At 63.3% G+C, this 24,095-nt stretch carries 20 protein-coding genes; 11 read left to right on the top strand and 9 right to left on the bottom strand.

Going from position 1 to position 24,095, the window contains the following annotated elements:
- Positions 1-30: 30 nt before the first annotated feature.
- Both QM693_RS06320 and QM693_RS06315 read right to left on the bottom strand, forming a co-directional pair.
- Entirely contained in the window at positions 31-783 is a 753-nt protein-coding gene (locus QM693_RS06320; protein ID WP_283351752.1) for a carboxymuconolactone decarboxylase family protein, read from the bottom strand.
- Positions 696-2,354, bottom strand: a complete 1,659-nt coding sequence (locus QM693_RS06315) for a class I adenylate-forming enzyme family protein (protein WP_283351751.1) — start codon at positions 2,352-2,354, stop codon at positions 696-698. The genes QM693_RS06320 and QM693_RS06315 overlap by 88 nt, the downstream gene beginning before the upstream one ends.
- Positions 2,355-2,766: 412 nt before the next feature.
- On the opposite strand from QM693_RS06315, the gene QM693_RS06310 reads away from it, so the two are divergent.
- Positions 2,767-3,933 (top strand): LLM class flavin-dependent oxidoreductase, encoded by a 1,167-nt coding sequence (locus QM693_RS06310; RefSeq protein ID WP_120659541.1) that lies wholly within the window; start codon positions 2,767-2,769, stop codon positions 3,931-3,933.
- Positions 3,934-4,079: 146 nt separating this feature from the next.
- Positions 4,080-4,757: a TetR/AcrR family transcriptional regulator gene (locus QM693_RS06305; RefSeq protein ID WP_011597594.1), complete on the top strand. Its 678-nt coding sequence runs from the start codon at positions 4,080-4,082 to the stop codon at positions 4,755-4,757.
- 60 nt (positions 4,758-4,817) lie between these two features.
- Here QM693_RS06305 and QM693_RS06300 read toward each other — a convergent pair whose 3' ends face one another.
- From QM693_RS06300 to QM693_RS06280, 5 genes are all read right to left on the bottom strand, one after another.
- Complete coding sequence (locus QM693_RS06300) at positions 4,818-5,594, bottom strand: SDR family NAD(P)-dependent oxidoreductase (protein WP_011597593.1); 777 nt, start codon at positions 5,592-5,594, stop codon at positions 4,818-4,820.
- Positions 5,595-5,748: 154 nt separating this feature from the next.
- Entirely contained in the window at positions 5,749-6,525 is a 777-nt protein-coding gene (locus tag QM693_RS06295) for an enoyl-CoA hydratase-related protein (protein ID WP_283351750.1), read from the bottom strand.
- 13 nt (positions 6,526-6,538) lie between these two features.
- Entirely contained in the window at positions 6,539-7,402 is an 864-nt protein-coding gene (locus tag QM693_RS06290; RefSeq protein WP_283351749.1) for an enoyl-CoA hydratase-related protein, read from the bottom strand.
- Positions 7,399-7,881: a nuclear transport factor 2 family protein gene (locus QM693_RS06285; RefSeq protein ID WP_283351748.1), complete on the bottom strand. Its 483-nt coding sequence runs from the start codon at positions 7,879-7,881 to the stop codon at positions 7,399-7,401. The genes QM693_RS06290 and QM693_RS06285 overlap by 4 nt, the downstream gene beginning before the upstream one ends.
- Before the next feature lie 128 nt (positions 7,882-8,009).
- Positions 8,010-8,591: a nuclear transport factor 2 family protein gene (locus QM693_RS06280; RefSeq protein ID WP_283351747.1), complete on the bottom strand. Its 582-nt coding sequence runs from the start codon at positions 8,589-8,591 to the stop codon at positions 8,010-8,012.
- Between the two features lie 216 nt (positions 8,592-8,807).
- Here QM693_RS06280 and QM693_RS06275 point away from each other — a divergent pair, with 216 nt between their 5' ends.
- Together QM693_RS06275 and QM693_RS06270 are read left to right on the top strand one after the other, a co-directional pair.
- Positions 8,808-9,389, top strand: coding sequence for a flavin reductase family protein (locus QM693_RS06275; RefSeq protein ID WP_120659547.1), 582 nt, complete (start codon positions 8,808-8,810; stop codon positions 9,387-9,389).
- Positions 9,386-12,568 (top strand): acetyl-CoA carboxylase family protein, encoded by a 3,183-nt coding sequence (locus tag QM693_RS06270; protein WP_283351746.1) that lies wholly within the window; start codon positions 9,386-9,388, stop codon positions 12,566-12,568. Before QM693_RS06275 ends, QM693_RS06270 begins: the two co-directional genes overlap by 4 nt.
- Positions 12,569-12,631: 63 nt before the next feature.
- Here the strand turns inward: QM693_RS06270 and QM693_RS06265 are convergent, their stop codons facing one another.
- Positions 12,632-14,665, bottom strand: a complete 2,034-nt coding sequence (locus QM693_RS06265) for a flavin-containing monooxygenase (protein WP_283351745.1) — start codon at positions 14,663-14,665, stop codon at positions 12,632-12,634.
- A 210-nt stretch (positions 14,666-14,875) separates the two neighbouring features.
- Between QM693_RS06265 and QM693_RS06260 the strand changes: the two genes are divergently transcribed.
- Positions 14,876-16,201 carry an MFS transporter gene (locus QM693_RS06260; protein WP_283351744.1) on the top strand — a complete coding sequence of 442 codons (1,326 nt, stop codon included), beginning with the start codon at positions 14,876-14,878 and terminating at the stop codon, positions 16,199-16,201.
- 51 nt (positions 16,202-16,252) lie between these two features.
- On the opposite strand, the gene QM693_RS06255 is transcribed toward QM693_RS06260, so the two are convergent.
- A complete protein-coding gene (locus QM693_RS06255; protein ID WP_257226214.1) occupies positions 16,253-17,098 on the bottom strand; it encodes an SDR family NAD(P)-dependent oxidoreductase in 846 nt (281 codons plus the stop codon).
- A 113-nt stretch (positions 17,099-17,211) separates the two neighbouring features.
- Between QM693_RS06255 and QM693_RS06250 the strand changes: the two genes are divergently transcribed.
- The 6 genes from QM693_RS06250 to QM693_RS06225 all read left to right on the top strand — a co-directional run bounded on the left by QM693_RS06250 (position 17,212) and on the right by QM693_RS06225 (position 24,075).
- Positions 17,212-18,147, top strand: a complete 936-nt coding sequence (locus QM693_RS06250) for an alcohol dehydrogenase catalytic domain-containing protein (protein ID WP_283351743.1) — start codon at positions 17,212-17,214, stop codon at positions 18,145-18,147.
- A 341-nt stretch (positions 18,148-18,488) separates the two neighbouring features.
- Positions 18,489-18,920, top strand: a complete 432-nt coding sequence (locus tag QM693_RS06245) for a nitroreductase/quinone reductase family protein (RefSeq protein WP_283351742.1) — start codon at positions 18,489-18,491, stop codon at positions 18,918-18,920.
- A 123-nt stretch (positions 18,921-19,043) separates the two neighbouring features.
- Positions 19,044-20,483: a family 43 glycosylhydrolase gene (locus QM693_RS06240; protein ID WP_283351741.1), complete on the top strand. Its 1,440-nt coding sequence runs from the start codon at positions 19,044-19,046 to the stop codon at positions 20,481-20,483.
- Positions 20,484-20,659: 176 nt separating this feature from the next.
- Positions 20,660-22,084 (top strand): NAD(P)/FAD-dependent oxidoreductase, encoded by a 1,425-nt coding sequence (locus QM693_RS06235; protein ID WP_283351740.1) that lies wholly within the window; start codon positions 20,660-20,662, stop codon positions 22,082-22,084.
- Entirely contained in the window at positions 22,081-22,461 is a 381-nt protein-coding gene (locus QM693_RS06230; protein WP_283351739.1) for a cupin domain-containing protein, read from the top strand. Before QM693_RS06235 ends, QM693_RS06230 begins: the two co-directional genes overlap by 4 nt.
- Positions 22,462-22,539: 78 nt before the next feature.
- Positions 22,540-24,075 (top strand): APC family permease, encoded by a 1,536-nt coding sequence (locus tag QM693_RS06225; RefSeq protein ID WP_283333437.1) that lies wholly within the window; start codon positions 22,540-22,542, stop codon positions 24,073-24,075.
- The last annotated feature ends 20 nt before the right edge of the window (positions 24,076-24,095 follow it).

Below are 24,095 nucleotides of genomic sequence, written 5' to 3'. Positions count from 1 at the left end.
ATCGGGGCCGATCCTGTGCAAAGAGAAATGTCAGCCGACACCGTGGTGCTCAGGAGCAGCTGCCGCGATATCGAGAACTTCGCGGATGCTGCGGGCGCCTGCTCCGAGGTCGAGGGCGTTCTTCAGGTGTAACAGGAACCCGGGCTTGTATCGGTGGGTGGGAGTGGAATCGGCAGCGAGAGAGATCAATTCCTTGGTCACGGCCCGTAATGCCCGATTCTTCCACGGCACCGCGCAGTAGTCGAAGAACGCGACGAACGTTTCTGGTGACATCCGCAGCAGTGCATCGAAGAATCCCGGAAGCTCGTCCTCCATCCGCTGCCAGTAGGGATCGGTACCGATGTGGCGGTCCCACAAGTCCTGCTGCGAAGCATCGAGCGGTTCGGCCTCGCCACCGCCTCTGCGCAGAACGGCACTCGACAACTGCCTGGACGCCTCGAACAGCGTGTGCACACCGAGGCCCGAGACCACCGTCAAAGCCTCCTGGATCTGCGTGGCGTCGAGACCCAGATCGAGCGCCTCCTCGATATGGCGGCCGGTACCCGCCACATCCATCGTCGTGGCCGCCGAACACACCGCGATGTGGGTGAGCACACGCGTCTGCTCATCGAGGGCTGGACCCTCGTCCACGTCTTTCAAAATCCCTTCGGCCAACACACGAAGATCTCCGATGTCGAACTCGACTGTCATGGAGGTCATCCGGCTGCACTCAGCGAGCTGGCCAGCGTCGCCAGTTGCGCTTTGAGTCCGCGCTTGTTGATCTTCGTCGCCGACATCGGCCACTCGCCGGGCTCGACGAAGAACACTGCGCGCGGGACCTTGTACCGGCCGATCTTGCCGTCACAGAATTCGATCAGTTCCGCTTCTGTCAGCTGATGTCCTTCTCGGACCTCGACGAACGCCACCGGCACTTCGTCGAGCCGGTCGTCCGGGCGGCCGATGACGGCGGCCGTCAACACAGCAGGATGCTCACAAAGGAAGGACTCGACTTCGATGGCCGCGACGTTCTCACCACCGACCTTGAGCATGTCCTTGAGCCGCCCGTGGAACACCAGGCACCCCGACTCGGTACGGCTGTAGAGGTCGCCGGTCCGCAACCAGCCATCGGAATCGATCGTCTCGGCGGTCTTTGCGGGATCCTTGTAGTACCCATCGGTCACGCAGTAACCGCGAATCAAGATCTCACCGGGAACTCCGGCCGGCTGCTCCGCACCACTGAACGGATCGACGATTCGAATCTCGACGCCGGGTACGGCCTTTCCTTGCGCACCGCTTCGATCCTCGAACGACTCGTCCGGCTCGCTGAGGGCATAGATGCCGGTCGTTTCCGTCATTCCGCATGCAGCCATGAGCTCGGCGGCCGGGAACAGATTCTGAACCTCTTCGATGAGGACGCGGGGACCGATCAGGAACAGGTACCGAATCGAGTCGAACTCCGCTGCGTCGAAGTTCGGGTGCGCCATCATCATCTGCATCGGTGCGGGGAACCAGGGCCAGACGCAGGTGGGCCGTTCGGCCCTGATCAGCTCGATGGCGCGGCCAGGTTCGAAGAACGTGTCGGTCAGGAACGTTCCCCCGGCACCGATTGCGCCGATGAGGGGGGCCAGCGCAGCGATGTGGAACAGCGGTCCGCCGGCCCAGCTGATGTGGCGCTCTCCTGCCGAGAGGCGGCCGGTCGCGCGCTCCACCGGGCCACGCGTCATCGATTCGTGGGTGAGCAGGCATCCACGGGGGTTGGCGGTGGTCCCCGACGTGTACAGGATTGCGGCGATGTCCCTCGTCCGCACCCGGCGGCGATGACGATGCACGAGAGTCGCGTCGACGGTCTCTGCTGCCGCATCCAGGGCCGCCCTGGGCGTGAAACCGGGCCGTTCGGTTCCTTTCAGCAATACGGCTCGACGCAGCCGCGGTGCTTCGGGAAGATCGAGATCACCCGAGGCCGCCGCGGCCAAGGAGGGTAGCGCTTCGTGCAGCACCTGCACGAAGTCCACGTAGTCGTCGGGACCGGACACCGTCAGCAACGCGGTGATGTCCGCGTTCTCGATGATGTAGCCGAGCTCCTTCGCTTTGTGCCGCGCGTTGAGCGGTACGACTACCGCCCCGATCAAGGCCGATCCGAAGAGCCCCTCGACGAACTCGATACCGTTCGGCGCCAGGAGCGCGACGTGATCACCGGACCCGACGCCCATGGCCAATAGACCTCGCGCGACCGCCATCGCGCCGTCGAGCACCTGGGCATACGTGAACCGCGCCTCGGGAAATACGATCAAGTCGCGGTCAGGGCACAGGTGCGCACCGCGCACCAGCAGGTCGCCGAGTGGGGTTACGTTGCACCAGTCGCCGATGTCAGTCATCTCGTCCTCAATCATCGATCGTCGGCAGCGGATGCGCCACCGAAGTTGTCTTGATCAGCGGCGCTTGATCCGCGCGCACCAGGGGAACGTGTCGACGTAGACGCTAAGCGACTCACGTCACACTGTCAACGCTGAAGTTGATTTACACGAGTGTTGATTAAACCCAACTTCAACGTCAACGTTGCAGTTGACAAAGTGACCCGGATCACCCTACGTTGGGAATGCGCCGACGCGAGCATTTCGCCTGGCGGACCGCCACGACATGTGACGGATCGATCGGACAGAACAGCCCTTCATGCACGTTCCACGAACCCACCCTCGCTTTCCAGGGGCTGTCCACAACCACTGTCAGGCTCGTGTCGGACACCGCAGCAGAGTGCCTTCACAACGACCAGAAGCTGGAGATTCACAAATGGAATGCGGCGTTTTCCACACCCCGTACATGCGTCCCGGTCGCAAGGACAAGGACACCTTCGAATACTCACTCTTGCTTGCAGCAGCATGCGACAAGTTCGGCTACCGCGATTTCATGGTCGGCGAGCACGGCATGCAGGCATGGGAGAATATTCCGAATCCCGAGTTGCTGATCGTCGCGGCAGCACAGATCACCGAGCGCATGCGCTTCGCGCCCATGGCGCACATCGTGCCCCTGCACAACCCGTCGACGCTCGCCATTCAGATCGGCTACACCTCGCAGTTGCTCGAGGACAGGTACTTCCTCGGGGTCGGAGCCGGATCGTGGGAGAACGAGGCAGTGCTTCGCGGCCAGCCCGGTGACCTGTCCGAAGCTCACCCCCGCCTGATGGAGGGACTGGAGGTGATGGACAAAGTGTGGCGCCAGGAGCCATTCGACTTCGAAGGCAAGTACTACAAGGCCGCCCGCCTCGACGGACAGATCGATCCCGGTAGTGTCGCGTCCCATGGAGAGTTCAAGGTCAAGGAAGGCGAGGAGTACCACCTGACCGCGGATCACTCACCCCATGGTGGCGCGGACGGCCTCGAAATTGCCGTCACAGGCCTGAGCAAGAACTCGCCGTCGCATCGCCTCGCAGGCGAACGAGGCTGGACCCCAATCTCGTTCTACGGCGGTTCGGCCTTGCTGAGATCGCAGTGGGACACATATTCGGAGGCGGTCAAGTCCATCGGCGGAACCCCGCAGGGATCTCGATTCAAGATCGCACGAGATGTGTTCGTGGCGAAGACCGACGAAGAGGCCAAGGAGAAGGCAAAGAACGGTGCACTGGGACTCGCCTGGCAGAAGTACCTGATGCCGGTCTACCAGAAGTACCGGATCCTGCAGGGCTTCATCGACGACGCCGACCACAAGGTCGACATCGACGACGTCGATCTCGACTACCTGGCCGACAACGTGTGGCTTTGCGGAAGCCCGGACACCGTCATCGAGAAGATCGAGAAGACCTTCGACCTGGCCGGCTTCAGGTACGGACAGCTTGCCGTCAACACTCACGACGCCATGGACGATCCCGAGCCGTGGATCGAATCCCTCCGCCTTTTCGCCACCGAGGTCGTACCGAACGTTCCGGTCGAAGGAACACACGAAACCGTCGCAGTGGGCTGACCCCACCGATAACAGGGCCCCGGGAAGTTGTCGACAAACAGCGACTTCCCGGGGCCTTACCCGTCCCCACCTCGACCTCGATCGACGCCGAGGTCGATCGACGTCAACGTTGATCAATGCCCTCGATCCGGAGGTATCATCCGACAATGCCAACTTCGACCGCAGCCAACAGCGGCATGAGCCGACGCCGTCGCAGCGCTCAGAACGACAGCAGCCCCAACTACCAGGCCAAGCGCCAGGAACTGTTGCGGACAGCAGCTGATGTCTTCAAGGAGAAGGGCTTCGAAGGAGCGACCCTCAACGATATCGCCGAGCGGTTCGGGACCGACCGAGCGTCGATCTATTACTACTTCGCGAGCAAGAAGGAACTGTTCCAGGCTCTTTTCCACGACGTTCTCGTCGATGTTCTGGATCAGAACATCGCGGTCGCAGAGGAGATCCTCGCCGGCGACGACGACGCACCCGAGAAGCTTCGCCGCCTCGTCGAGCAACAGATGAACTCGTACGAGAAGAACTACCCCTTCGTCTACCTCTACATCCAGGAAGACATGGCGCAGCTACAGCTGGACACCACGTCCTGGGGCAAGGACATGGCACGAAAGACCAAACGCTTCGAAACCATTGTCCTCGACGTGCTGCAGCAGGGAGTCGACGACGGAACTCTACGCAGCGACGTGTCGGTGCAGTTGATGTCCAAGGCACTGTTCGGCATGGTCAACTGGACGCATCGGTGGCTCAAGCCGGGAATGCGCAGCGTGGACGCCAAGCAGACCACCGAAGCCTTCTGCACTCTGTTCTTCGACGGTGCGCGGACGCAGAACTGACAGTGTGCTGGGCCGCGACGCGAGGTCGGACCCAGCACACAGCGCCCTGTCACCGCACTTTTACCGTCCCGAGATCAGCCCTCCGTCGACAGGGAACATTTGTCCAGTGATGAAGTGTGAAGCATCGCTGGCGAGGAAAACCATGACCGGAGCCAAGTCCCGGTCGGCTCGACCGAAAGCCCCACCGAGAGGTATGTCTGCAGCGGTTTGGTCGTCGTGCGCTTTCAGCTCTTCTGGAGACAAGGCGGCGCGAAACTCGTCGTACATCTTTGTCCACATGTACGGGAGTACGTAATTTACCCGAATCCCATCCGGCCCCCATTGACGGGCGACGTTCCGGCTCCATGTATGGACCGCACCCTTCGACGCGGCGTACAGAGCATTGTTGATCTCACCCGTCAGTCCCGACTCGGAACCGAAGTTGATGATGTTCCCGACACGATTCGATTTCATCAGGCGATGTGCGGCACCGTTGGTGTTGATTGTCCCTAACACATTGACATCGAAAATGAATCTGTAGATTTCAGCGGAGATTCCAGCGGGATCGCAGTGCTTGTGTACACCAGCCACGTTCACGACTACGTCGAGGCCTCCCAGTTGGTCAGCAGCGGTCTCGAAGACTTTCTCAACCTGGTCGCGATCACGCACGTCGCACGAGTGAAAGGTTGCTTTGCCAGGTCCGCATCGGCTCGCTTCTTGCGCTACCGCAACACCCAGCTCGTCAGCGAGATCCAGAGAGGCGACGTCAGCACCCTCCGATGTGTAGGCCCGGACGACCGACTCGCCGATGCCCATGGATCCGCCTGTGACAATGATCTTCTTTCCGTCCAGCTGCATAGCCAAGTGCTCCTTACAATCTCAGGTTGTCGGCGACCAGGTCGGATGCTCGCCGGGGAATCACGCGGCCATCCGTTCACGGCGCCGGGTGCAAGTGCTGTGCGCTGGAACCGCGACGCGGACGCCGGGCCCAGCGCCCAGACAACAAGCAGTGTCAGCGACCGCTCCATCGCGCAGCACGCTTGTCTGCGAACGCCGCACGTCCCTCGATGCGGTCCGCGCTGTTCGCGTACGCCTCGATGGGCTCGTAGCGAGTTGCCAACGCGATATCCAGCGGCCATCCTGCACGCGACAGAACTGCGTCCTTTGCTGCTTGGACAGCAAGCGGTGACGCCGACGCGATTCGATCCGCCCACGACCACGCGGTCTCGAGCAGCTTCTCGTACGGCACGACCTCGTTGACCAGTCCGTAGCGCTCTGCCTGCTGGGCGTCGATGCGCTCTCCGGTGAGAATCAAAGCCATCGCGATGTGATGAGGCAGCTGCCGTATCGCGCGATGCATGATGCCGGCCTCGCCGATGATGCCGACCTTCGTCTCCGGAATGCCGAACTGAGCGTTGTCGGCTGCGACGATGATGTCGGCGCACATCGCCAGTTCGAATCCACCGCCGATTGCGTATCCCTGCACTGCCGCGATCAATGGTTTACGAAGCGTCAGCATCGGCCCGCCGACACCGGTGAGACCGCCGCCGAGCGCCATCCTGCGGCCGTCGCCTTCGGTCCCACCGCTCACGTTGGCGCCGGCGCAGAACGCCTTCTCCCCCGTAGCACCGAGCACGGCCACCCAGATGTCCGGATTCGAGTTGATCTCGGTCCAGGCTTCGAACAGTGCCGCGTCCATCTCGGGATCGATGGAGTTCAACGCCTTGGGGCGGTCGAGTGTCACCCGCGCGATATGGTTGTCGACCTCGAACAAGATTCCGCTGCTCACGGTAGGTCCTCTCTCATAGTTGTTCTGCGACCGCATGATCGGATAACGCCACGGGTTCGCGGTAGGCAGCCATCGCCGCCTTCAGTCCCACCTCGGCAACGAACTTGCGCACCTCGGCCACCGACGGCGACAGATGGAGCAGGGCATCCATTTCCGCACCGCCTTGGGCGGCGGTACGCACGCCCATTGCTTCCATCGTCTTGTTGATGGACAGCTTCTTGATCCGCAGGATGTCCGACGGCATGCGCGCCATACGAGCGGCAAGTGCCTCGGTCTCGGCGATCAGATCTTCCTCGGCCACCGCGTGATTGGCCCAACCCCACTCGACCGCAGTCGCGCCGTCGATCGAATTGCCCGGGATGAACGCGAGTTCCTTGGCCCGTTTCGGGCCGACGAGGGGCGCCCACAAGGGCGCGATGTACCCACCACCGAGCGGGATCGCCGGCTCACCGATTTTCGCATTGCGCGCCACAAGAGTCACGTCGGTAAAGACACACATCTGGGTGGCTCCCGCGATGCAGTACCCGTGTACTGCAGCAACCACCGGTTTCGGGTGATCCCAGATCGCGAGAAATCGGTTGACGTTGCGAGCCAATCGCTCTCGGTCTGCAACCGGGTCCGGCTGGGCGACGACCTTTCCGACCTGACCGATGTCGTAGCCTGCCGAGAATCCCTTGCCTGCTCCACGAATTCCGATGATCGGGCCGCCGTCGGTCGCCAGAGCGGCCAACGCCGCACTGAACTCGTCCAGCATCTCGTTCGAGAGCGCGTTGGCCTTGTCCGGCCGGTTCAGCACTATCCAACTGATCGGTCCCCGGTGCTCAATGCGTAGATTTTCGTAGCGGGTCTCGGCAGGCGTGTCCGCGATCGCCGTCATGACCGCCCGATCGGGATCTGCTTCTTGACGTGGAAGTCCACGACACCGGACGCGCGCAACTCGCGGCGCGAGAAGCGCCAACCATGCTCGTCGTCCCGCACGAAATCGTCGTGATACTGGCCGAAGAAGTACCCGTCGGCCTTGCCTTCCTTGCTATAGCGATGCCATGCATACAGGACCGAACGGACCTTGGCCGACATCAGATCATCGGAGAAGTCGACGACCATGTTGGACACGTGGTGACTGGTTGCCGTGAAAAACGTACCGATGCCGTCGAGGGTCTCGCGATAGGCGGCGCGACCCTCGGCACCGAAGTTGGGTCCATATGCGACGTAGCAGTCCTCGGTGAACAATTCGACGAGATCGTCGGGGCGGTTCATGTCGAGGTTGTAGGCGTACTCGATCAGGACGCGCTCGATCTTGCCGGCCTCCACGAGCTCGGCGAGCTCTCTGGTGGATACCTCATGGGTTGTAGTCATATCGATCTCCTCCGGGTGTGAATTTCTTGATGTACGGTTCGATCACCCGCCTCGGTCACGAGACGGGAAATCAACATTGATGTAGATTCTGAGGACAGAGCGCACCCGTCGGCGACGGGCGCATTCCGTCAGACGCGCACCGCGTAGTCGGAGGACGCAGGTTCGGCACCCGGCCACCGAACAGGCAGGTCCGAGGTGAGCGACGTAGCCACTTCGTCCCACGGACCGAGATGCACGGTACGCATGTTGCGAGACGCAAATTTCCAACGTCCATCTTCGCGGACGTACTCGTCTTCGTAACGCACGGCGCCGAACACCGTCGTCCCTCCAGTTGCGATCTCGAGGTGCGCGCCCACCAACCCTGTCGCGTGATCGTCGTCCACGAAATCGATCAGGACGTAGTGCGGGGTGTGAATGGTGGTTCCGAACGCGGCACGCGCTTGGCGGATCATGTCCGCGATCCCGCTGCCGGTACTCGCGCCGGGAAATCCCCCAGCCGAGAACGTCCCATTCTCCGCGAAGGCATCGGCAATGGCGTCGAAATCGTCGAAATCCGAAGCAAGGAAGTAGCGGACCGCAAGGTCTTCCAACTCCGCCCTGTCCTCCAGTCGACGCACCCTGCTCTCGATGTCGGACATGTGCACTCCTTTGCGCAGTGAAGGAAATCCGGCGACTCGACCAAAGGGCCGAACCCCGAAGTCCTCGATCAACGTCAGTGTAGATCGGTGTCTCGATCATTGTGCCCTGCGCCACAGATGTCAACCTTCAATCCTGCGGCCGCAATCGGAAAATCTACACACACGTAGATTCATTCAACAAGATAGTTGACAGATTTCCGGCTCGAGGGGGAAGCTGCAATCAGTCTCCGGATGAGGTGTCGGGTGGCCTCGACGCCGGACCCGGCTTCACAGACGAAAGGAATTACCATGGGCTCCACGATGGAGGGCAAGGTCGAGACACACGAATCCGACTCGCGCACCGCTGTCCCCGACGGCGTGATCGTCGACGACTTTCACACGATAGACCCCATGCGCTTCAGAAACGTTCTCGGCCACTTCCCCACCGGAGTCGTAGCGGTGACCACCATGGACGCCGAGAACAACCCGACGGGCATGGCCGTCGGGTCCTTCACCTCGGTGTCGCTCGATCCGCCACTGGTCGCGTTCCTGCCCGACAAGTCGTCGTCCACTTTTCCCAAGATCCGCACGGCCGGACGCTTCTGCGCCAACGTGCTCGGCTCCGAGCAACAACAGATCTGCCGCAGCCTCGCCCGAAAGGGAACCGACAAGTTCGCGGACGTCGAGTGGGCCCCCACGCCCTCCGGTATGCCTCGCATCGAGGGTGCGCTGGCGTGGATCGATTGCGAGATCGATGCCGTGCACGACGCCGGCGATCACCACATCGTCGTCGGCCGCGTGCGACACCTCGAACTCGACACACCCGAGTCGCCGCTGATCTTCTTCCAGGGCGGTTACGGCGGGTTCGCCGCCGACCGGCAAGCGGTATGACGTCCATTCTGATCGCCAATCGCGGTGAAGTAGCGCTTCGAATCATCCGTACCGCCACAGCACGCGGAATCAAGACGATTGCGGTGTACAGCGAGGACGAGCACGATGCCCCGCACGTCGCTGCTGCCGACCACGCACGTCCGCTTCGAGAAACGGGCCCCGCCGCGTATCTGGATGTCACGGCCATTCGCGACGCGGCACTGGCGTCGGGGGCATCGACGGTCCACCCCGGATACGGATTCCTCAGCGAGAGCGCCGAGTTGGCCGAGGCCTGCGCCGAGGCGGGGCTGACCTTCGTCGGACCCGACGCTCACACGCTGAGAACTCTCGGGGACAAGTCCGCCACACGTGAACTCGCGACCGGCTGCGGAGTACCCGTACTCGCTGCCACCGCAGGTCCCACATCGAAAACCGACGCACGTCAGTTCGCGCAGTCACTTCCTGCCGGCGCGGTAATCGTGAAGGCCACCGCAGGCGGCGGGGGTCGTGGTATGCGAATAGTAGAGGATCTCACCGAACTCGATCGTGCCATCGACAGATGCCGTTCCGAGGCGGAACGCAGTTGCGGCCTGTCCGATGTCTACGTCGAGGCCTACCTACCGCGCGCACGGCACATCGAAGTCCAGGTCGTGGGCGATGGCGTGAGCACACCGATGCATCTCTTCGACCGCGACTGCACGGCGCAACGCCGCCACCAGAAAGTCGTGGAGATCGCACCCGCGCAGAACCTTCCCGATTCCACTCGCAAGGAACTTTACTCCGCAGCACTGACGTTGGCGTCCTCAGTCGGGCTGAGGGGACTTGCCACATTCGAGTTCCTCGTGGAGTCCGACCATCTCGATCGGTGGTACTTCATCGAGGCCAATCCACGCCTCCAGGTGGAACACGGAATTACCGAGGCGATCACCGGCCTCGACCTGGTCGGTCTGCAACTCGACGTCGCACAGGGACGCACGCTCGAGGACGTACAACTCTCACCGGCAACGCTCGGCGAACCGAACGGTGTCGCGATCGAGGCGCGGGTCACCGGCAGCCCGAGACCCGATGGCTCCGACGTACTCACCGACGTTCGGTTTCCGTCCGGATCTTCGATCCGCGTCGACTCTCACGCACACGTAGGAATGCGAGTGGGAACCGGATACGACCCACTGCTGGCAAAGGTCATCGTGCACCGGGACGACGGCCACTTCGACTCAGCCGCAGCAGAACTGATCCAGGCACTCTCGGATCTGACCCTGGACGACATGGATACCGACGTCACGACGTCGGCGTGGCTGCTGGGCAGTCACGAGTTCCGGTCCGGCACGGTGACGACACGAACGATCGACGATCATCTGGCAACACTCTCGATACCGGATGCACCGGCGGAGCTGGTGACACAACTCGATCTGCGGGCCCCGTCGCCGGGCACCGTCGTCGCGACGGCCGCGGTGCCGGGACAGGTCGTGCAAAACGGCGACGCGCTGATCACGCTCGAAGCCATGAAGATGGAGACCGACGTCAGCGCGACAACAGCAGGGCGCGTCGCCGACGTGTGGATTGCGGTCGGCGATACCGTGACAGCCGGCCAGTTGCTCGTGACCCTGAGGCTCGATGTGAGTCAGGACGACGCATCGACAGAGCCCGTCGGCGTGAACGTCACGGCCGAGCGCACGGACCTTGCCGAGATCGAAGTGCGGCAGCGCCGAACACTGGACGAGTCGCGTCCGGCGGCGATCGAGCGTCGGCACGAGCGCGGCAAACGCACCGCGCGCGAAAACGTCGACCATCTCGTCGACGAAGGGAGCTTTCACGAGCACGGATCTCTGGTCGTGGCTGCGCAGCGACGACGGCGGTCTCTGGACGAACTCGAATCCGAAACTCCGGCAGACGGCCTGATCACGGGCTTCGGAAGGGTCGCCGGACGGCCAGTGGCAGTGCTCGCGTACGACTACACGGTGCTCGCCGGAACCCAGGGCCTTCAGAGCCACAAGAAGGCCGAGCGAATGTTCGAGCTGGCAGGCCGCAGAGGAACGCCGGTAGTTCTGTTCGCCGAAGGTGGCGGGGGCCGCCCCGGGGACACCGACGACATGTCTCGGGCGACGAGGATGGATCTCGGGACCTTCGTCGCACTCGGACGGCTCAACGGTTCGGTTCCGACCGTGGGGATCGCGTCCGGTCGCTGTTTCGCCGGAAATGCTGCGCTGCTGGGATCGTGCGATGTCATCGTCGCGACTCGTGATTCGTCGATCGGCCTCGGCGGGCCCGCCATGATCGAAGGGGGCGGCCTCGGAGTGTTCGCCGCGGACGACATCGGGCCGGTGTCCGTCCAGGAGGCCAACGGGGTCATCGACATCGTCGTGGCCGACGAATCTGAGGCAATCGACGTCGCACGGCGATATCTCGGATACTTCGCCGGCCCGAAGATCGAGTGGACCGCCGCGGACCAGCGAATCTTGCGCCACATCGTCCCCGAACGACGCAATCGGCCGTTCGACATCCGCACGTTGATCGACACCATTGCAGACGAGGGATCCGTTCTCGAACTCCGACGCGGATTCGCCGCCGGCTTGATCACTGCGCTGGTCCGGATCGAGGGACATCCCATTGGGCTCGTTGCCAACGACGGCAGCCGTGCAGGCGGCACGATCGGCAGCGCCGAAGCCGACAAGATGACCAGGTTCCTGCAACTGTGCGAGGCGTACGGCCTCGCTGTTCTCTCGCTCTGTGACACAGCCGGTTTCCTGGTCGGACCCGACGCCGAACGCACCGCCTCGGTACGTCATGTGAGCCGGCTTTTCGTCACAGCGCCTGCTCTCACCGTTCCGTTCTGTACGGTGATCGTCCGCAAGGCATTCGGGCTCGGCGGCCAGGCCATGGCAGGCGGAAGCTTCCGCGTCCCGGACACCATCGTGGCATGGCCGTCGGCCGAACTCGGTGCCATGGGCCCGGAGGGGGCCGTCCGTCTCGGCTATCGTCGTGAGCTGGCTGCGATCGAGGACGCCGAGGAACGGGAGCGCGTCTACCAACAGCACCTCGAGGACTACGTGGCGCAGGGCAAGGCCGTCAATGCGGCGTCCGTGTTCGAGATCGACGACGTCATCGATCCCGCCTCGACTCGCTCACGGATCGTCGATGTCCTCGCCGCTCCGCGTCCCGACCGCCCGACTCAGGTTCGCAGGCGCATCGACGCGTGGTAACGGTCGTTCTCGAACGAATTTGCCCCGGAACCGATTCGGTTCCGGGGCAGAATTCGCGGTGCGCTATCGCGCAGTGTAGTTCTCCAGATCAGGGCGCCGCGTCATCTGCCAGTACTCGACGTTGAGGAACGGCATCACGAACACCACCCGTCCGTGCGAGTTCCGGTAGTACGTCGACATTCCACGATGCGTCCAGACCGTGCGCGCATGAGTCGAGTCCACCAGCTCGTTGTACTCGTCGTTCGCCTCGGGGCGCGCATCGATCGCCTTGATTCCCTTCTTGAACATCTCGGTCAGTAGCCCACGGATGTAGCGCATCTGGACCTCCATGAAGAACATGAAGCTGCCGCTACCCGGGAACGAGTTGGGACCACCAAGCATGAAGAAGTTGGGGAACCCTGGAACCGACACACCGAGGTAGGCCTTGGGGTCGTCGTCGTTCCAGACCTCGCGGAGCGTTCGGCCGTCCGTTCCCACGACGTCCATGGAACTCACGAATCGTGCTGCTTCGAATCCGGTGGCCCACACGATCACGTCCACGTCGTTCTCAGCGCCCTGATCGTCGACCAGGCCCTCGGGGCGGACGGCGGTGACGGACCTGTCGACGAGGTCGACGTTGTCCTTGCGCAGAGTCGAGTACCAGCCGTTGTCGAGCAGGATCCGCTTACCGAACGGCGGGTAGTCGGGCATCACCTTGTCGAGCAGATCCGTTCGATCTCCGACCTGCGCCGTGATGTACCGCGTGAAGTACTCTCGATGGGCATCGTTGCGGGCGTTCACCGAGCGTTCGGGATGCTCCCATTCCGGGTCGACGCGCAGCGACTCGATCACCTTGTCGCCGAACTGCCAGAACAAGCGAATCCAGTACCAGCTGTGGTAGATCGGGCAAGTTTGCATGAGGCGGCGCAGTTCCATGGGTATCGGGGCGCGGAACTTCTCGAACGGCGCGACCCATTGCGGCGAGCGCTGGTAGATACTGAGATGGGCGACGCGGTCCGCGATGGCCGGTGCGATCTGCATGGCGCTGGCACCCGTGCCCACGATAGCAACACGCTTGCCATCCAGATCGAGATCGTCGGGCCACGCAGCCGAATGGAAACTCGTTCCGGTGAAGCTGTCCATCCCAGGGACGTTCGGCGTCTTCGGACGATTCAATACTCCCACCGCACTGATCACCACATCGGCCCTCAGCGTCGCCGACGAGCCATCGGGATTGATCACGTCGACTGACCACTGCGCGGCGGCTTCGTCATACCGCGTCGACCGCACCTCGGTTCCATAACGAACACGCTCACCGGCACCGAGGTCCTTCAGCACGGCTCCGAAGTAGGCCTGCAGTTCGTTGCGGAGTTCAAAGTGTGTCGTCCAGTCGTTCTTCGCGAATGAGAACGAGTACAGGTGGCTGGGGGTATCGACACCCGCGCCGGGATACGTATTCTGCCACCAGTTTCCGCCGGCCTCCGGCTGCTTCTCCAGAATGACATAGTCGATGCCCATGTCCTCGAGCTGCTGCGCCGCAGCTATTCCCGCAACGCCTGTACCGATGACGACCACCGAGTATCCTTCCGGTGCATCGACAGGCTCCAGTGCGAGGCTCGGAGCATCGGGCGCGGCACGGCGAGCGAGCTCGAGAGAGAGCATGGGTCCGTACTCCTCCCCGACTTCTTCGCCCGTGCAGACACTGATCATCCGCACCGTCAGTTCCGGAGAGGGAGTCTCCACCGCGGGAAGAGCGCCGTTCTGCAAGTCGAGGATGGCCTTGACCGCGGCCTCCCTGATCTCATCCTGAACCGGCTCGTCGAGACCGCCCGAGTCGTGGTCGCCGAGACCTTTGCCTCTCGTCGGCCTGTATGGCGGTGCCAGCCACTTCTCGTCACCCGTCGTCTGGAACACGACCATGAGCAGCGAGGGCACATTTGCCCGTGCAACCGCGGTTCGAATCTCGGATTCGGTGAGCCGATCGGGATTGATTCGATCGTCGGTTGCTGCGCCTGCCTCCTGGACCTGCTGCGCTGCCTTCATCTGAGCACCTCTCGCGTCGAGTGCGGCGTCCGGAGCTGTGAGTCGCTCCTCGCCGAGATCAAGAACTTTCAACATGGACGTTGAAAAGCCTTCGACTCATGGTGGCAGCCGTCGCGGAGAGTTGTCAACGCCCGCGTTGCAGAAGATGCGCCCATCTACACAAACGTTGACAACGTCAGCCCAGGCGGGCAACATTCGTGTTGATTTCCGTGTGTCAGTCGTCACATACATACGTCGGACCCGGGGCACACGCCTCTGGCGCCACTCACCCGAATGGACATCACCATGCCGAACACAGTCCGCTCCACGCCGCGCACCGAGGTGGTGCTCGACGTCCAGAAGTCGCGAAAGGCACTTGCCGCAGGTTCGCTCGGCAATCTCATCGAGTGGTACGAATTCGCGATCTACGCCTACATGGCGCCGATCATCGCGCCCTTGTTCTTCCCGTCGGACGACCCGACTGCGTCGATTCTCTCGACGTTCCTGCTCTTCGCCCTCGCCTTCTTCCTGCGCCCTGTCGGGGCAGTGATCTTCGGGCGGATGACGGACAGATTGGGACGTAAGCCCGTACTCGCGCTGATCATTGTGCTGATGACCATTGCCACGACATGCATTGGCCTTCTGCCTACGCACTCCTCGATCGGAATCCTCGCGCCCCTGCTGCTGACGCTGTGCCGCATCGCCCAGGGATTGTCCGCGGGCGGCGAGATGGGCGGAGCGGTGTCCCTGATGGTCGAGTCCGCTCCCTCCGGCAAACGCGGGCTCTACGGCTCCTGGTCGTTCGTCGGAACCACCTTGGGCTTCGTGCTCGGCGGCGGTGTCGCGACACTTCTGGCAGTCCTTCTCTCCGACGACGCCATGGCTTCCTATGGCTGGCGGGTCGGGTTCCTCATTGCGGCTCCCATGGGCCTCATCGTCCTCTACCTACGGCTCAAGGTCGACGAGACGCCGCACTTCAAGCAGATCCAGGTCGAGGTCGACTCAGGCAAACCTGCCGTCTGGGAACCCATCGAGCGACGACCACTGACGTTTCTCGCGGCAACCATGGGCGTCGTGGTCGTGTACAACGCAGTCGGCAACACTTTCATGGTCGGAATGCCGACTTTCCTGTCGACCAGCTACGACATGACCTTCGAGCGGTCCTACTTCCTTGCACTCGTCACCGGACTCATCGCCGGGCTGTCGATGCCGGTGTTCGGTGCACTGTCCGACCGCGTGGGACGACGCCCGGTGCTGATGTTCGGATCGGTCGCGGTGGTGGTCCTTTCCTATCCCCTCTATTTCATGCTGAATCTCGGCTTCGGCGGCGGACTGGTGGCACTCGTGATCGCCGGTCTGCTCATCGGCGTCGTCGGTGGCCCGATGCCGGCATTCCTGTCCGAACGTTTCCGTACCCGCAACCGTGCTACCGGCGTATCCGTGACCTACGCGCTGTCGGTGGCGATCTTCGGCGGCACGGCGCCGTACATCATCACTTGGCTTGCATCCACCACAGGTGATCCGCTGTCGGCGGCCTACTACACTCTTGGATGTGCAGCAATCAGTGTTGTTGCGCTATTGACGATTCGTGGCGCACAACGCTCGCAACACCGCGAGGAACTCGAGCTCTGACGAAGGTCGCACCCCCTGGTCCACTGGACCAGGGGGCACAGAGCTTTTCCGCTACCGTACGGCTGCAAATCCTCCGTCGACCGGAAGCAGCTGACCGGTGATGAAGTGCGACGCGTCGCTCGCCAGGAATACGAGCACCGGAGCCAGATCGCGTTCGGCGTTTCCGAACGTTCCACCGAGCGGAATGTCCTTCCGGAGCTGTTCCTGATAAGCGGCAAGCTCTTCCGGCCCCAGCGAGTTGGTGTATTTGTCGAACATCGGTGTGTTTACATAGGGCAGAACAGCATTGACGCGGATTCCGGATGGACCCCATTCACGGGCGACAGTCCTGGTCCACGTATGCACGGCACCCTTGGACGAGCCGTAGGTTGCGTTGGCCAATTCCCCGGTAAATCCGGACATCGACCCGAAGTTGATGATCGCCCCCGTGCCTGCCGACTGCATGATCCGGTACGCGGATTGGTTGGTATGAATCGTTCCCAGCACATTCACACGGTAGATGCTCTCGAACAAGTCATCGGTGATCTCCTCGGCCATCGCGGAGCGCTGCAGACCGGCGATGTTCACCAGGACATCGATTCCACCAAGTTCTCTTGCAGCACTGCGGAACAACGACTCGGTAGCATCACCGTCGGTGATATCGAGACGCGAGAACTCGACCACTCCGGGCCCAGCGTCGCTCGCTTCCTTCGCGACGACTCTACCGCCCTCCTCGTTCAGGTCGTACGAACGCACGGTCGCACCCTCCATGGCGTATGCCTTTACGATGGCAGCACCGATACCTTGGGCGCCACCGGTGACCAGGATGCGTTTTCCTTCGAGTTGCATGCTGACTTCTTTCAGATTGAATTCGGCTCCCGGCAAGCGTGATAACGAATGCTGCCCGAGGCGGATCACGGACCGAGTCGTCCACTTCGTTGATGATAGTTGCACAGCTGTGGTTAACTGCAACAACACTTTTCGATATACCACAAGCCGCCATCGACGGCATAGCGTAAAGGATCGAAGCAATGAAGGCATGGCGATTTACCGCGGTCAACGAAAAACTGCGACACGAAGAAGTCGGCGAACTGGTGCCCGGCCCCGAAGACATCGTCATCGACACCGGAGCGGTCGGCCTGTGCCACTCCGACATCGGGTTCATGAACGGAACTATCACGCACCTACTCGGACACGTCCCCATCACACTCGGCCATGAGATAGTCGGCACCGTCTCTGCTGTCGGATCGAACGTCTCCGAGTTCGTCCTCGGTGACCGTGTTGGGATACCTGCAACCACGGACGGCCCAGGGACCGCGATGGACGGCGGCTACGCCGAGAAGGTCAGGGTTCCGTCCCACCTCCCCGTAGCCTTACCCGATGGGTTGTCGTTTCGCGACGCGGCGTCGGCGACTTGTTCGGGTCGCACCGCGTACAGGGCAGTGCACACAGCTGGACAGATCGAATCCGGGATGAAGGTCGGTATAGTCGGATTCGGCGGCCTCGGCTACTTTGGTGTCCAGATCGCCAAGGCCGCAGGAGCTTCCGTGTTCGTTGCTGACGTCAATGAGGCACGGTGGCCACTCGCACGCCATCTGGGTGTCGAGTCGTGCTCGAAGGACATCCGCGTCTTCGAATCCGAGGATCTCGACGTGATCATCGACTTCGCGGGCGCGGACGGAACTCTCGACTCCGCAATCGGAGCCATTCGGCATGGCGGCCGCATCGTCGAGGTTGGGCTGGGCGTCGAAGCCACATCCGTTTCGATCCCCAGCATCACTATGAAAGAAGTACATATCGTCGGTGCATCGAACGGCACCAAAGCCGAAGCGAGCGCAATACTCGCGCTGATAGCCAAAGGGGCAGTGCAGCCGAAGACCGAGCAGATCCGCTTCGGTGAAATTCCCGAAGGCCTTCACCGCCTCAAGCAGGGCGCACCTGACGGACGCCTCATCGCCGTATTCTAGACCCGACCTCCGCTTGCCGCCGATAGGTGATGGTTGCCCGATGCTACTGCCGCCCCGCCCAACTGACCCCCGAAAGGGGTCCACTGAGTGGGACACCAGCGCATTGTGACCCTACCTGCGGTGATCCGGCACTGTTGACTTCGTGAGATCCGCGCCAGAGTCTGAATGGGCCTGCACAGCAACCCTCGTGCGGCCCCGCCACGTTCGTTTGTAGTCAGACCGCCCGCGACGGTTCGGTCAGGAGGGTTTCCCGTTCAATTGTCACACTTTGATCTTGGAAACCCTCCGTGTGCCCGTCCTGTAGCGACACCCTTCGAGGAATCAACCGTTAGGCTGACACCATGCCGACGGACCGCGGACTCAAGTTCATGAACGCCGCCCACCGCGCCCTGCTGCGCATTACCGGTGGGCGGGTGGGGCGGAGTTTCGGCAAGATGCCTGCGGTGGAGTTGACCACCGTCGGCCGCAAGACCGGGAAGGTGCACAGCGTCATGCTGACGGTGCCGGTGCGGGACGGTGACACGCTCGTCGTGGTGGCCTCACGTGGTGGCGATGACCGCCACCCCGCGTGGTTCCTGAACCTGCAGGCCAACCCGGTGGTTCAGCTGTCGCTGCAGGGAAACCCCGCGCAGTCCATGCGCGCTCACGTGGCAACGCCCGAGGAGCGGGCCCGTCTGTGGCCGAAAGTGACGGCTGCATACAAGGGATACGCCGGCTACCAGAAGAAAACGGACCGCGAGATCCCCCTGGTACTGCTCGACCCGACGACCTGACGCCGGTCACCGCCGGCAGAACACGGTTCGGTTGCAGTCCGGCGCCGTGAGCCGGTTCCACCCTTAACCTCGACCTCACCCTTATAGATTTGCGGGTTCCGGGCGGGCGAGGTTGGGAGTGACGTGGACACTGACGATGCTGCGCTGCGCAAGTCCGGCACCCGACACCGTCCGCGGCGCGGGTGGATCGTGGCGACTCTGACGCTTCTCGTCTTCATGGGTGCGCCTGCCCCGTCGGCGACGGCCGAAGCGATCGTGCAACCGGTGGCCGCCGACCCGAGCGTCGTGCGCGCATCCGACGGCATGTTCTACATGTACACGACCGCCGACGACTGGGGCGACGGCCAGGGCATGCACAACATGTCGATCTTCAAGTCCGCCGACCTCATGGATTGGATGTACCTCGGCGACGTCTTCCCCGACCGGCCCGCGTGGCATCCGGACGGCAAGCTCGCCTGGGCGCCCAACGTGCTCGAGTCCGGCGGCCAGTTCAGCCTGTACTACTCGCTCTACGACGAGTCGAACCCGTGCATCGGTCTCGCCACCGCCGACCGGCCCACCGGACCGTGGACCGATCTCGGCCGCCCCGTGTTCTGCGCCCACGACGTCGGCGTCGGCGGCACCATCGACCCGTTCGTGTGGGACGACGGCACGACGAAGACGATGTTCGTCGGCAACTTCCAGGGCGTCCACGCCATCCCGCTCAGCCCGGACGGCACCGCGGCGGCCGGCGAACCCGTACGCGTCGCGGACGAGCGCTTCGAAGGCCCGTTCGTCGAATTCCACGACGGCTACTACTACCTGTTCCTCTCGGCCGGCAACTGCTGCAACGGCGCCGACACCGCCTACCGCGTCCTCGTCGGCCGGTCGGAGTCGTTGACGGGGCCGTACCTCGACCGGAAGGGCCAGGACCTGAACGAGGGTGGCGGCGCCCTCATCCTCGCCGGCAGCGAACCGTGGGCAGGGCCGGGCCACAACACGGTGGTCTCCGACGACGCGGGCTCGGATTGGATCGTGTACCACGCCATTCCGCGCGACAACCGGGATCTGCCCAGCGGAGCCCGCCGGCGCGAAGGGATGATCGACCGGATCGTGTGGGCGAACGGCTGGCCCGAGGTGGGCGACGGTTCGCCCGCGTCGACCGGGCCGGCGAACCCCGACACGGACCTGCCGGTGCGGGTCACGCTGCGCGCGGATTCCGACACCACACTGCCCGCGGGCGGCGGGACCGTCGACACGACCATGCTCGTCGAGGCACCCGAGGACCGTCCCTATGCAGGGCAGGTGTGGGTCAGCGCGGTCTCCCCGGACGGCCAGACCAGCGATCCGTTCTTCGGGCCGATCGACGTCGACCTGCAGCCCGGCGAGGTCCTGGAGGACGCCATCGCCTACACGGTGCCGGGAGATGCGGTCGCGGGGACCTATTACGCCTACGCCTTCGCGGGCACCTTCCCCGACGAGACCGTCGAGTTCGGCACCGTTCACGCCGTGAAGTCCGGCGACGAGGCCAGGATCAGCCCGGTCCGCTCGGTGTCGCTGCACCTCGGCACGGTCGCGCGCTGACGAGGCCAGCCGGCAAGGAACAACCGATTCGGTGTCCGATTCCTACTTCTACAACTGAATCCGCAACATTTCTCGCCTATTGCTATTGAAATAGTGGCAGGCGTAGGTCAGGATGGGAGCCACGGTGACGTGCCTCACACGCCGCCTTTCGGTCATTCCACCAACAAAGGTGCTCCATGCTGCAGACAGTGTTCGAGAAGAATCAACCGAACGCGAAGGTCGTCGACCATGCGCTCCGGCGCACCCGGTTGGCACCGTTCTGGATCGAGGACGTCGCCGACACCCCCACCTACCCGGCCGCCTCGGCCGACGCCGCGTACGACCTGGTGGTCGTCGGCGGCGGATACACCGGACTCTGGAGTGCTCTGCTCGCGAAACAGCGCCACCCCGACCTGTCCGTTGCGCTCGTGGAGGGCGAGACCATCGGATGGGCGGCATCCGGCCGTAACGGCGGGTTCGTCGAAGCCAGCCTGACCCACGGCAGCGAGAACGGACGTAGACGCTGGCCAGGGGAGATCGACGCTCTGGAGGCGCTCGGGCTCGAGAACCTCGACGCCATCGAGAAGACCGTCCACACCCTGGGGTTGGACTGCGATTTCGAACGGAACGGCGCGATCTCGGTCGCGATCGCCGACTACCAGGCGAAGGACGTGCTCGACACGCCGCCGAGCGCTACCACCATGGTGCTGGACGGGCCTGCGATGCGCGCGCAGGTGAACTCGCCGACGTATCTGGCCGGCGTGTGGGACAAGCAGTCCACCGCGCTGGTGCATCCGGCCAAGCTCGCCACCGAACTCGGCCGGGCCTGTGCGGAGCACGGTGTCGAGATGTTCGAGCACACCCAGGTCCTCGATCTCGTCCGCTCCCGATCGTCGTCCCGGGTCGGCGTTCGGACGGCGTCCGCGACCCTGTCGGCCGGCCGAGTGATCCTGGCAACCAATGCCTTTCCGTCCCTGCTGAAGCGGTACCGGCTGCACACGGTTCCGGTGTACGACTACGTGCTCATGACCGAACCGCTGTCCGACGCACAACTCGCCGAGGTGGGATGGTCCGCCCGGCAGGGCGTCGCCGACATGTCCAACCAATTCCACTACTACCGGCTCACCCGCGACAACCGAATCCTCTGGGGCGGATACGACGCGATCTACCATTTCGGGCGGGGAATGCACCACGACCTCGAAGACCGTCCCGAATCCCACACGAGGCTCGCGAGCCACTTCTTCACGACGTTCCCGCAGCTCGAGGGCCTGGAGTTCACCCACAAGTGGGGTGGCGTCATCGACACGTCGACGCGCTTCTGCTCGTTCTTCGGTTCCGCGGCGAAGGGGCGGATCGCGTACGCGGCCGGCTTCACCGGTCTCGGTGTCGGCGCCTCCCGCTTCGCGGCGAACGTCATGCTCGACAAGGTGTCCGGTGAGACGACGGCGTTGACGGAGTTGGACTTGGTGAAGTCCATGCCCCTCCCCTTCCCGCCCGAACCGTTGGCGGCGGCCGGCATCAACGCCACCCGGTGGTCCCTCGATCGCGCCGATCACACGGAAGGCCGGCGGAACCTGTTCCTCAAGGCTCTCGACGCGGTGGGATTGGGATTCGACTCGTGATCGACCCCGCGACCGGGGTCGTCGCCTGGGAATCCGGACCGCACATCGAGGCTCGAACCACCGATCTCGACTACCACCGTCTCCCGGACGAGCAGGCGATCGGCGACAGCGTGCCGATGGTCGGCGAACGAGTACTCGGCGACTTCGCCGGTGTCACCGTCGGCGTGTGGGAGATCGAGCCCAGCGTCTCGTCCGACGTCGAGATCGACGAGGTGTTCGTGGTACTCAGCGGCGACGCGACAGTGCAGTTCGACGACGACACCCCCGATCTCGAGCTCGGTCCCGGAAGTGTCGTCCACGTGCGGTCCGGGCAGAAAACCCGGTGGATCGTGCGTGACACGCTGCGGAAGATCTTCATCGCCGCGCCGGAAGCGTAACCGCGAAAACCACTACACCCCTTCATCACACCCGCACGGGCACCTCTGCCCGCAGCCGCACACCTCGAGGGAGACTTGATGAGCATTGCCGAACCGCCACCCTTGAAGACCCAGCCCTCGAAGACCCACGATCCGCTCGGCACCGCGAAGGGCCTCAACAGCGGCGCACTGGGTTTGATCGGCAACACGGTGATCGGGCTGTCCTCGGTCGCTCCCGCTTACAGCCTCGCCGCGACACTGGGATACGTCGTCCTGGCCGTCGGCGACAAGGCACCGTCGATGTTCCTCGTCGCGTTCATCCCGATGTTGCTCACGGCGTTCGCCTACCGCGAGCTCAATCGGGACACCCCGGACTGCGGCACCTCGTTCACCTGGGGCACCAAGGCGTTCGGCCCGTGGATCGGCTGGATGGCTGGGTGGGGACTCGCCGTGTCCGCGATCATCGTCCTCGCCAACACCGCGGAGATCGCGGCGATCTACCTGTTCGAGGTTCTCGGGTTGCACGCGGCAGCCGAGTCGCTCGCCGCGAAGGTGCTGCTGGGCTGCTTCTTCATCGCGGCCATGACCTACGTCAGCTTTCGCGGCATCCTCATCAGCGAACGCCTGCAGAACGTCCTGATCGCGGTGCAGTTCACCGTCCTCATCGGGGTCAGCGTCCTCGCACTGTCGAAGGTGTTCGGCGGCACCGCCGGCCCGCAGGCAGTCACCCCGCGACTGGACTGGATCATTCCGACCGGTGTCTCGATGTCCAGTGCCGCACAGGCCATCATCCTGTGCATCTTCATCTACTGGGGGTGGGACGCCTGCCTGGCGGTCGGTGAGGAAACGAAGGATTCCGAGCGGACTCCCGGTCGCGCCGCAGTCTTGACCACGGTCATTCTCGTCGCCACGTACGTCCTGGTCGGATACGCGGTCCAGTCGTTCGCCGGGTTCGGGGACACCGGGATCGGACTGAACAATCCCGAGAACGTCGACGACGTGCTGACCACGCTGGGCGGACCGGTCGCCGGGCCGGTGGCCGCCTCGTTGCTGCTGCTGACGGTCTCGATCTCCGCGCTCTCCTCGACCCAGACCACCATCCTGCCGACGGCCCGCGGAACGTTGTCGATGGCGGTCTACGAGGCACTGCCGCGCCGGTTCTCCACCGTGCACCCCCGGTACATGACCCCCGGCTTCGGAACCCTGGTCATGGGAGCTGCGGCACTCCTGTTCTACCTGGTCCTGTCGTTCGCCAGCGCCAACGCCCTGCAGGATTCGGTGGCGTCGCTCGGACTCGCGGTCGCCTTCTACTACGGCATCACCGCCTACGCGTGCGTCTGGTACTTCCGTCGGACACTCCTCGACTCGGCACGTAATCTGTTCATGCGCGGCATCTTTCCGCTTCTCGGTGCACTCTGCATGACGTGGGCCTTCGTCCAGAGCGCAGTCGACATGCTGCGTCCCGACTACGGATTCACCGCGTTCGGACCGTTCGGGGGCGTGTTCGTTCTCGGCGTCGGAATGCTGGTGGTCGGAATCCCCCTGATGTTGCTGTGTTTCGCGACGGGCTCCCGGAACTTCTTCCGCGGACGCACCCTCACCGCCGACACCGAAGTGAAGGTGCCCGAATCGTGAGTACCCACGTCACCAGGAAG

The sequence above is a fragment of the Rhodococcus sp. IEGM 1305 genome, assembly GCF_030058635.1.
GTDB lineage: Bacteria > Actinomycetota > Actinomycetes > Mycobacteriales > Mycobacteriaceae > Rhodococcus_F > Rhodococcus_F opacus_D.
This window is presented reverse-complemented; position numbering and strand designations above follow the sequence as displayed.

Excerpts from the sequence above, each read along its gene's own strand:
- QM693_RS06265 (WP_283351745.1), bottom strand. The coding sequence starts at position 14,665 with ATGTTGAAAGTTCTTGATCTCGGCGAGGAGCGACTCACAGCTCCGGAC.
- QM693_RS06260 (WP_283351744.1), top strand. The coding sequence starts at position 14,876 with ATGCCGAACACAGTCCGCTCCACGCCGCGCACCGAGGTGGTGCTCGAC.
- QM693_RS06310 (WP_120659541.1), top strand. The coding sequence starts at position 2,767 with ATGGAATGCGGCGTTTTCCACACCCCGTACATGCGTCCCGGTCGCAAG.
- QM693_RS06270 (WP_283351746.1), top strand. The coding sequence starts at position 9,386 with ATGACGTCCATTCTGATCGCCAATCGCGGTGAAGTAGCGCTTCGAATC.
- QM693_RS06250 (WP_283351743.1), top strand. The coding sequence starts at position 17,212 with ATGAAGGCATGGCGATTTACCGCGGTCAACGAAAAACTGCGACACGAA.
- QM693_RS06245 (WP_283351742.1), top strand. The coding sequence starts at position 18,489 with ATGCCGACGGACCGCGGACTCAAGTTCATGAACGCCGCCCACCGCGCC.
- QM693_RS06275 (WP_120659547.1), top strand. The coding sequence starts at position 8,808 with ATGGGCTCCACGATGGAGGGCAAGGTCGAGACACACGAATCCGACTCG.
- QM693_RS06305 (WP_011597594.1), top strand. The coding sequence starts at position 4,080 with ATGCCAACTTCGACCGCAGCCAACAGCGGCATGAGCCGACGCCGTCGC.
- QM693_RS06315 (WP_283351751.1), bottom strand. The coding sequence starts at position 2,354 with ATGACTGACATCGGCGACTGGTGCAACGTAACCCCACTCGGCGACCTG.
- QM693_RS06300 (WP_011597593.1), bottom strand. The coding sequence starts at position 5,594 with ATGCAGCTGGACGGAAAGAAGATCATTGTCACAGGCGGATCCATGGGC.
- QM693_RS06285 (WP_283351748.1), bottom strand. The coding sequence starts at position 7,881 with ATGACTACAACCCATGAGGTATCCACCAGAGAGCTCGCCGAGCTCGTG.
- QM693_RS06235 (WP_283351740.1), top strand. The coding sequence starts at position 20,660 with ATGCTGCAGACAGTGTTCGAGAAGAATCAACCGAACGCGAAGGTCGTC.
- QM693_RS06225 (WP_283333437.1), top strand. The coding sequence starts at position 22,540 with ATGAGCATTGCCGAACCGCCACCCTTGAAGACCCAGCCCTCGAAGACC.
- QM693_RS06290 (WP_283351749.1), bottom strand. The coding sequence starts at position 7,402 with ATGACGGCGATCGCGGACACGCCTGCCGAGACCCGCTACGAAAATCTA.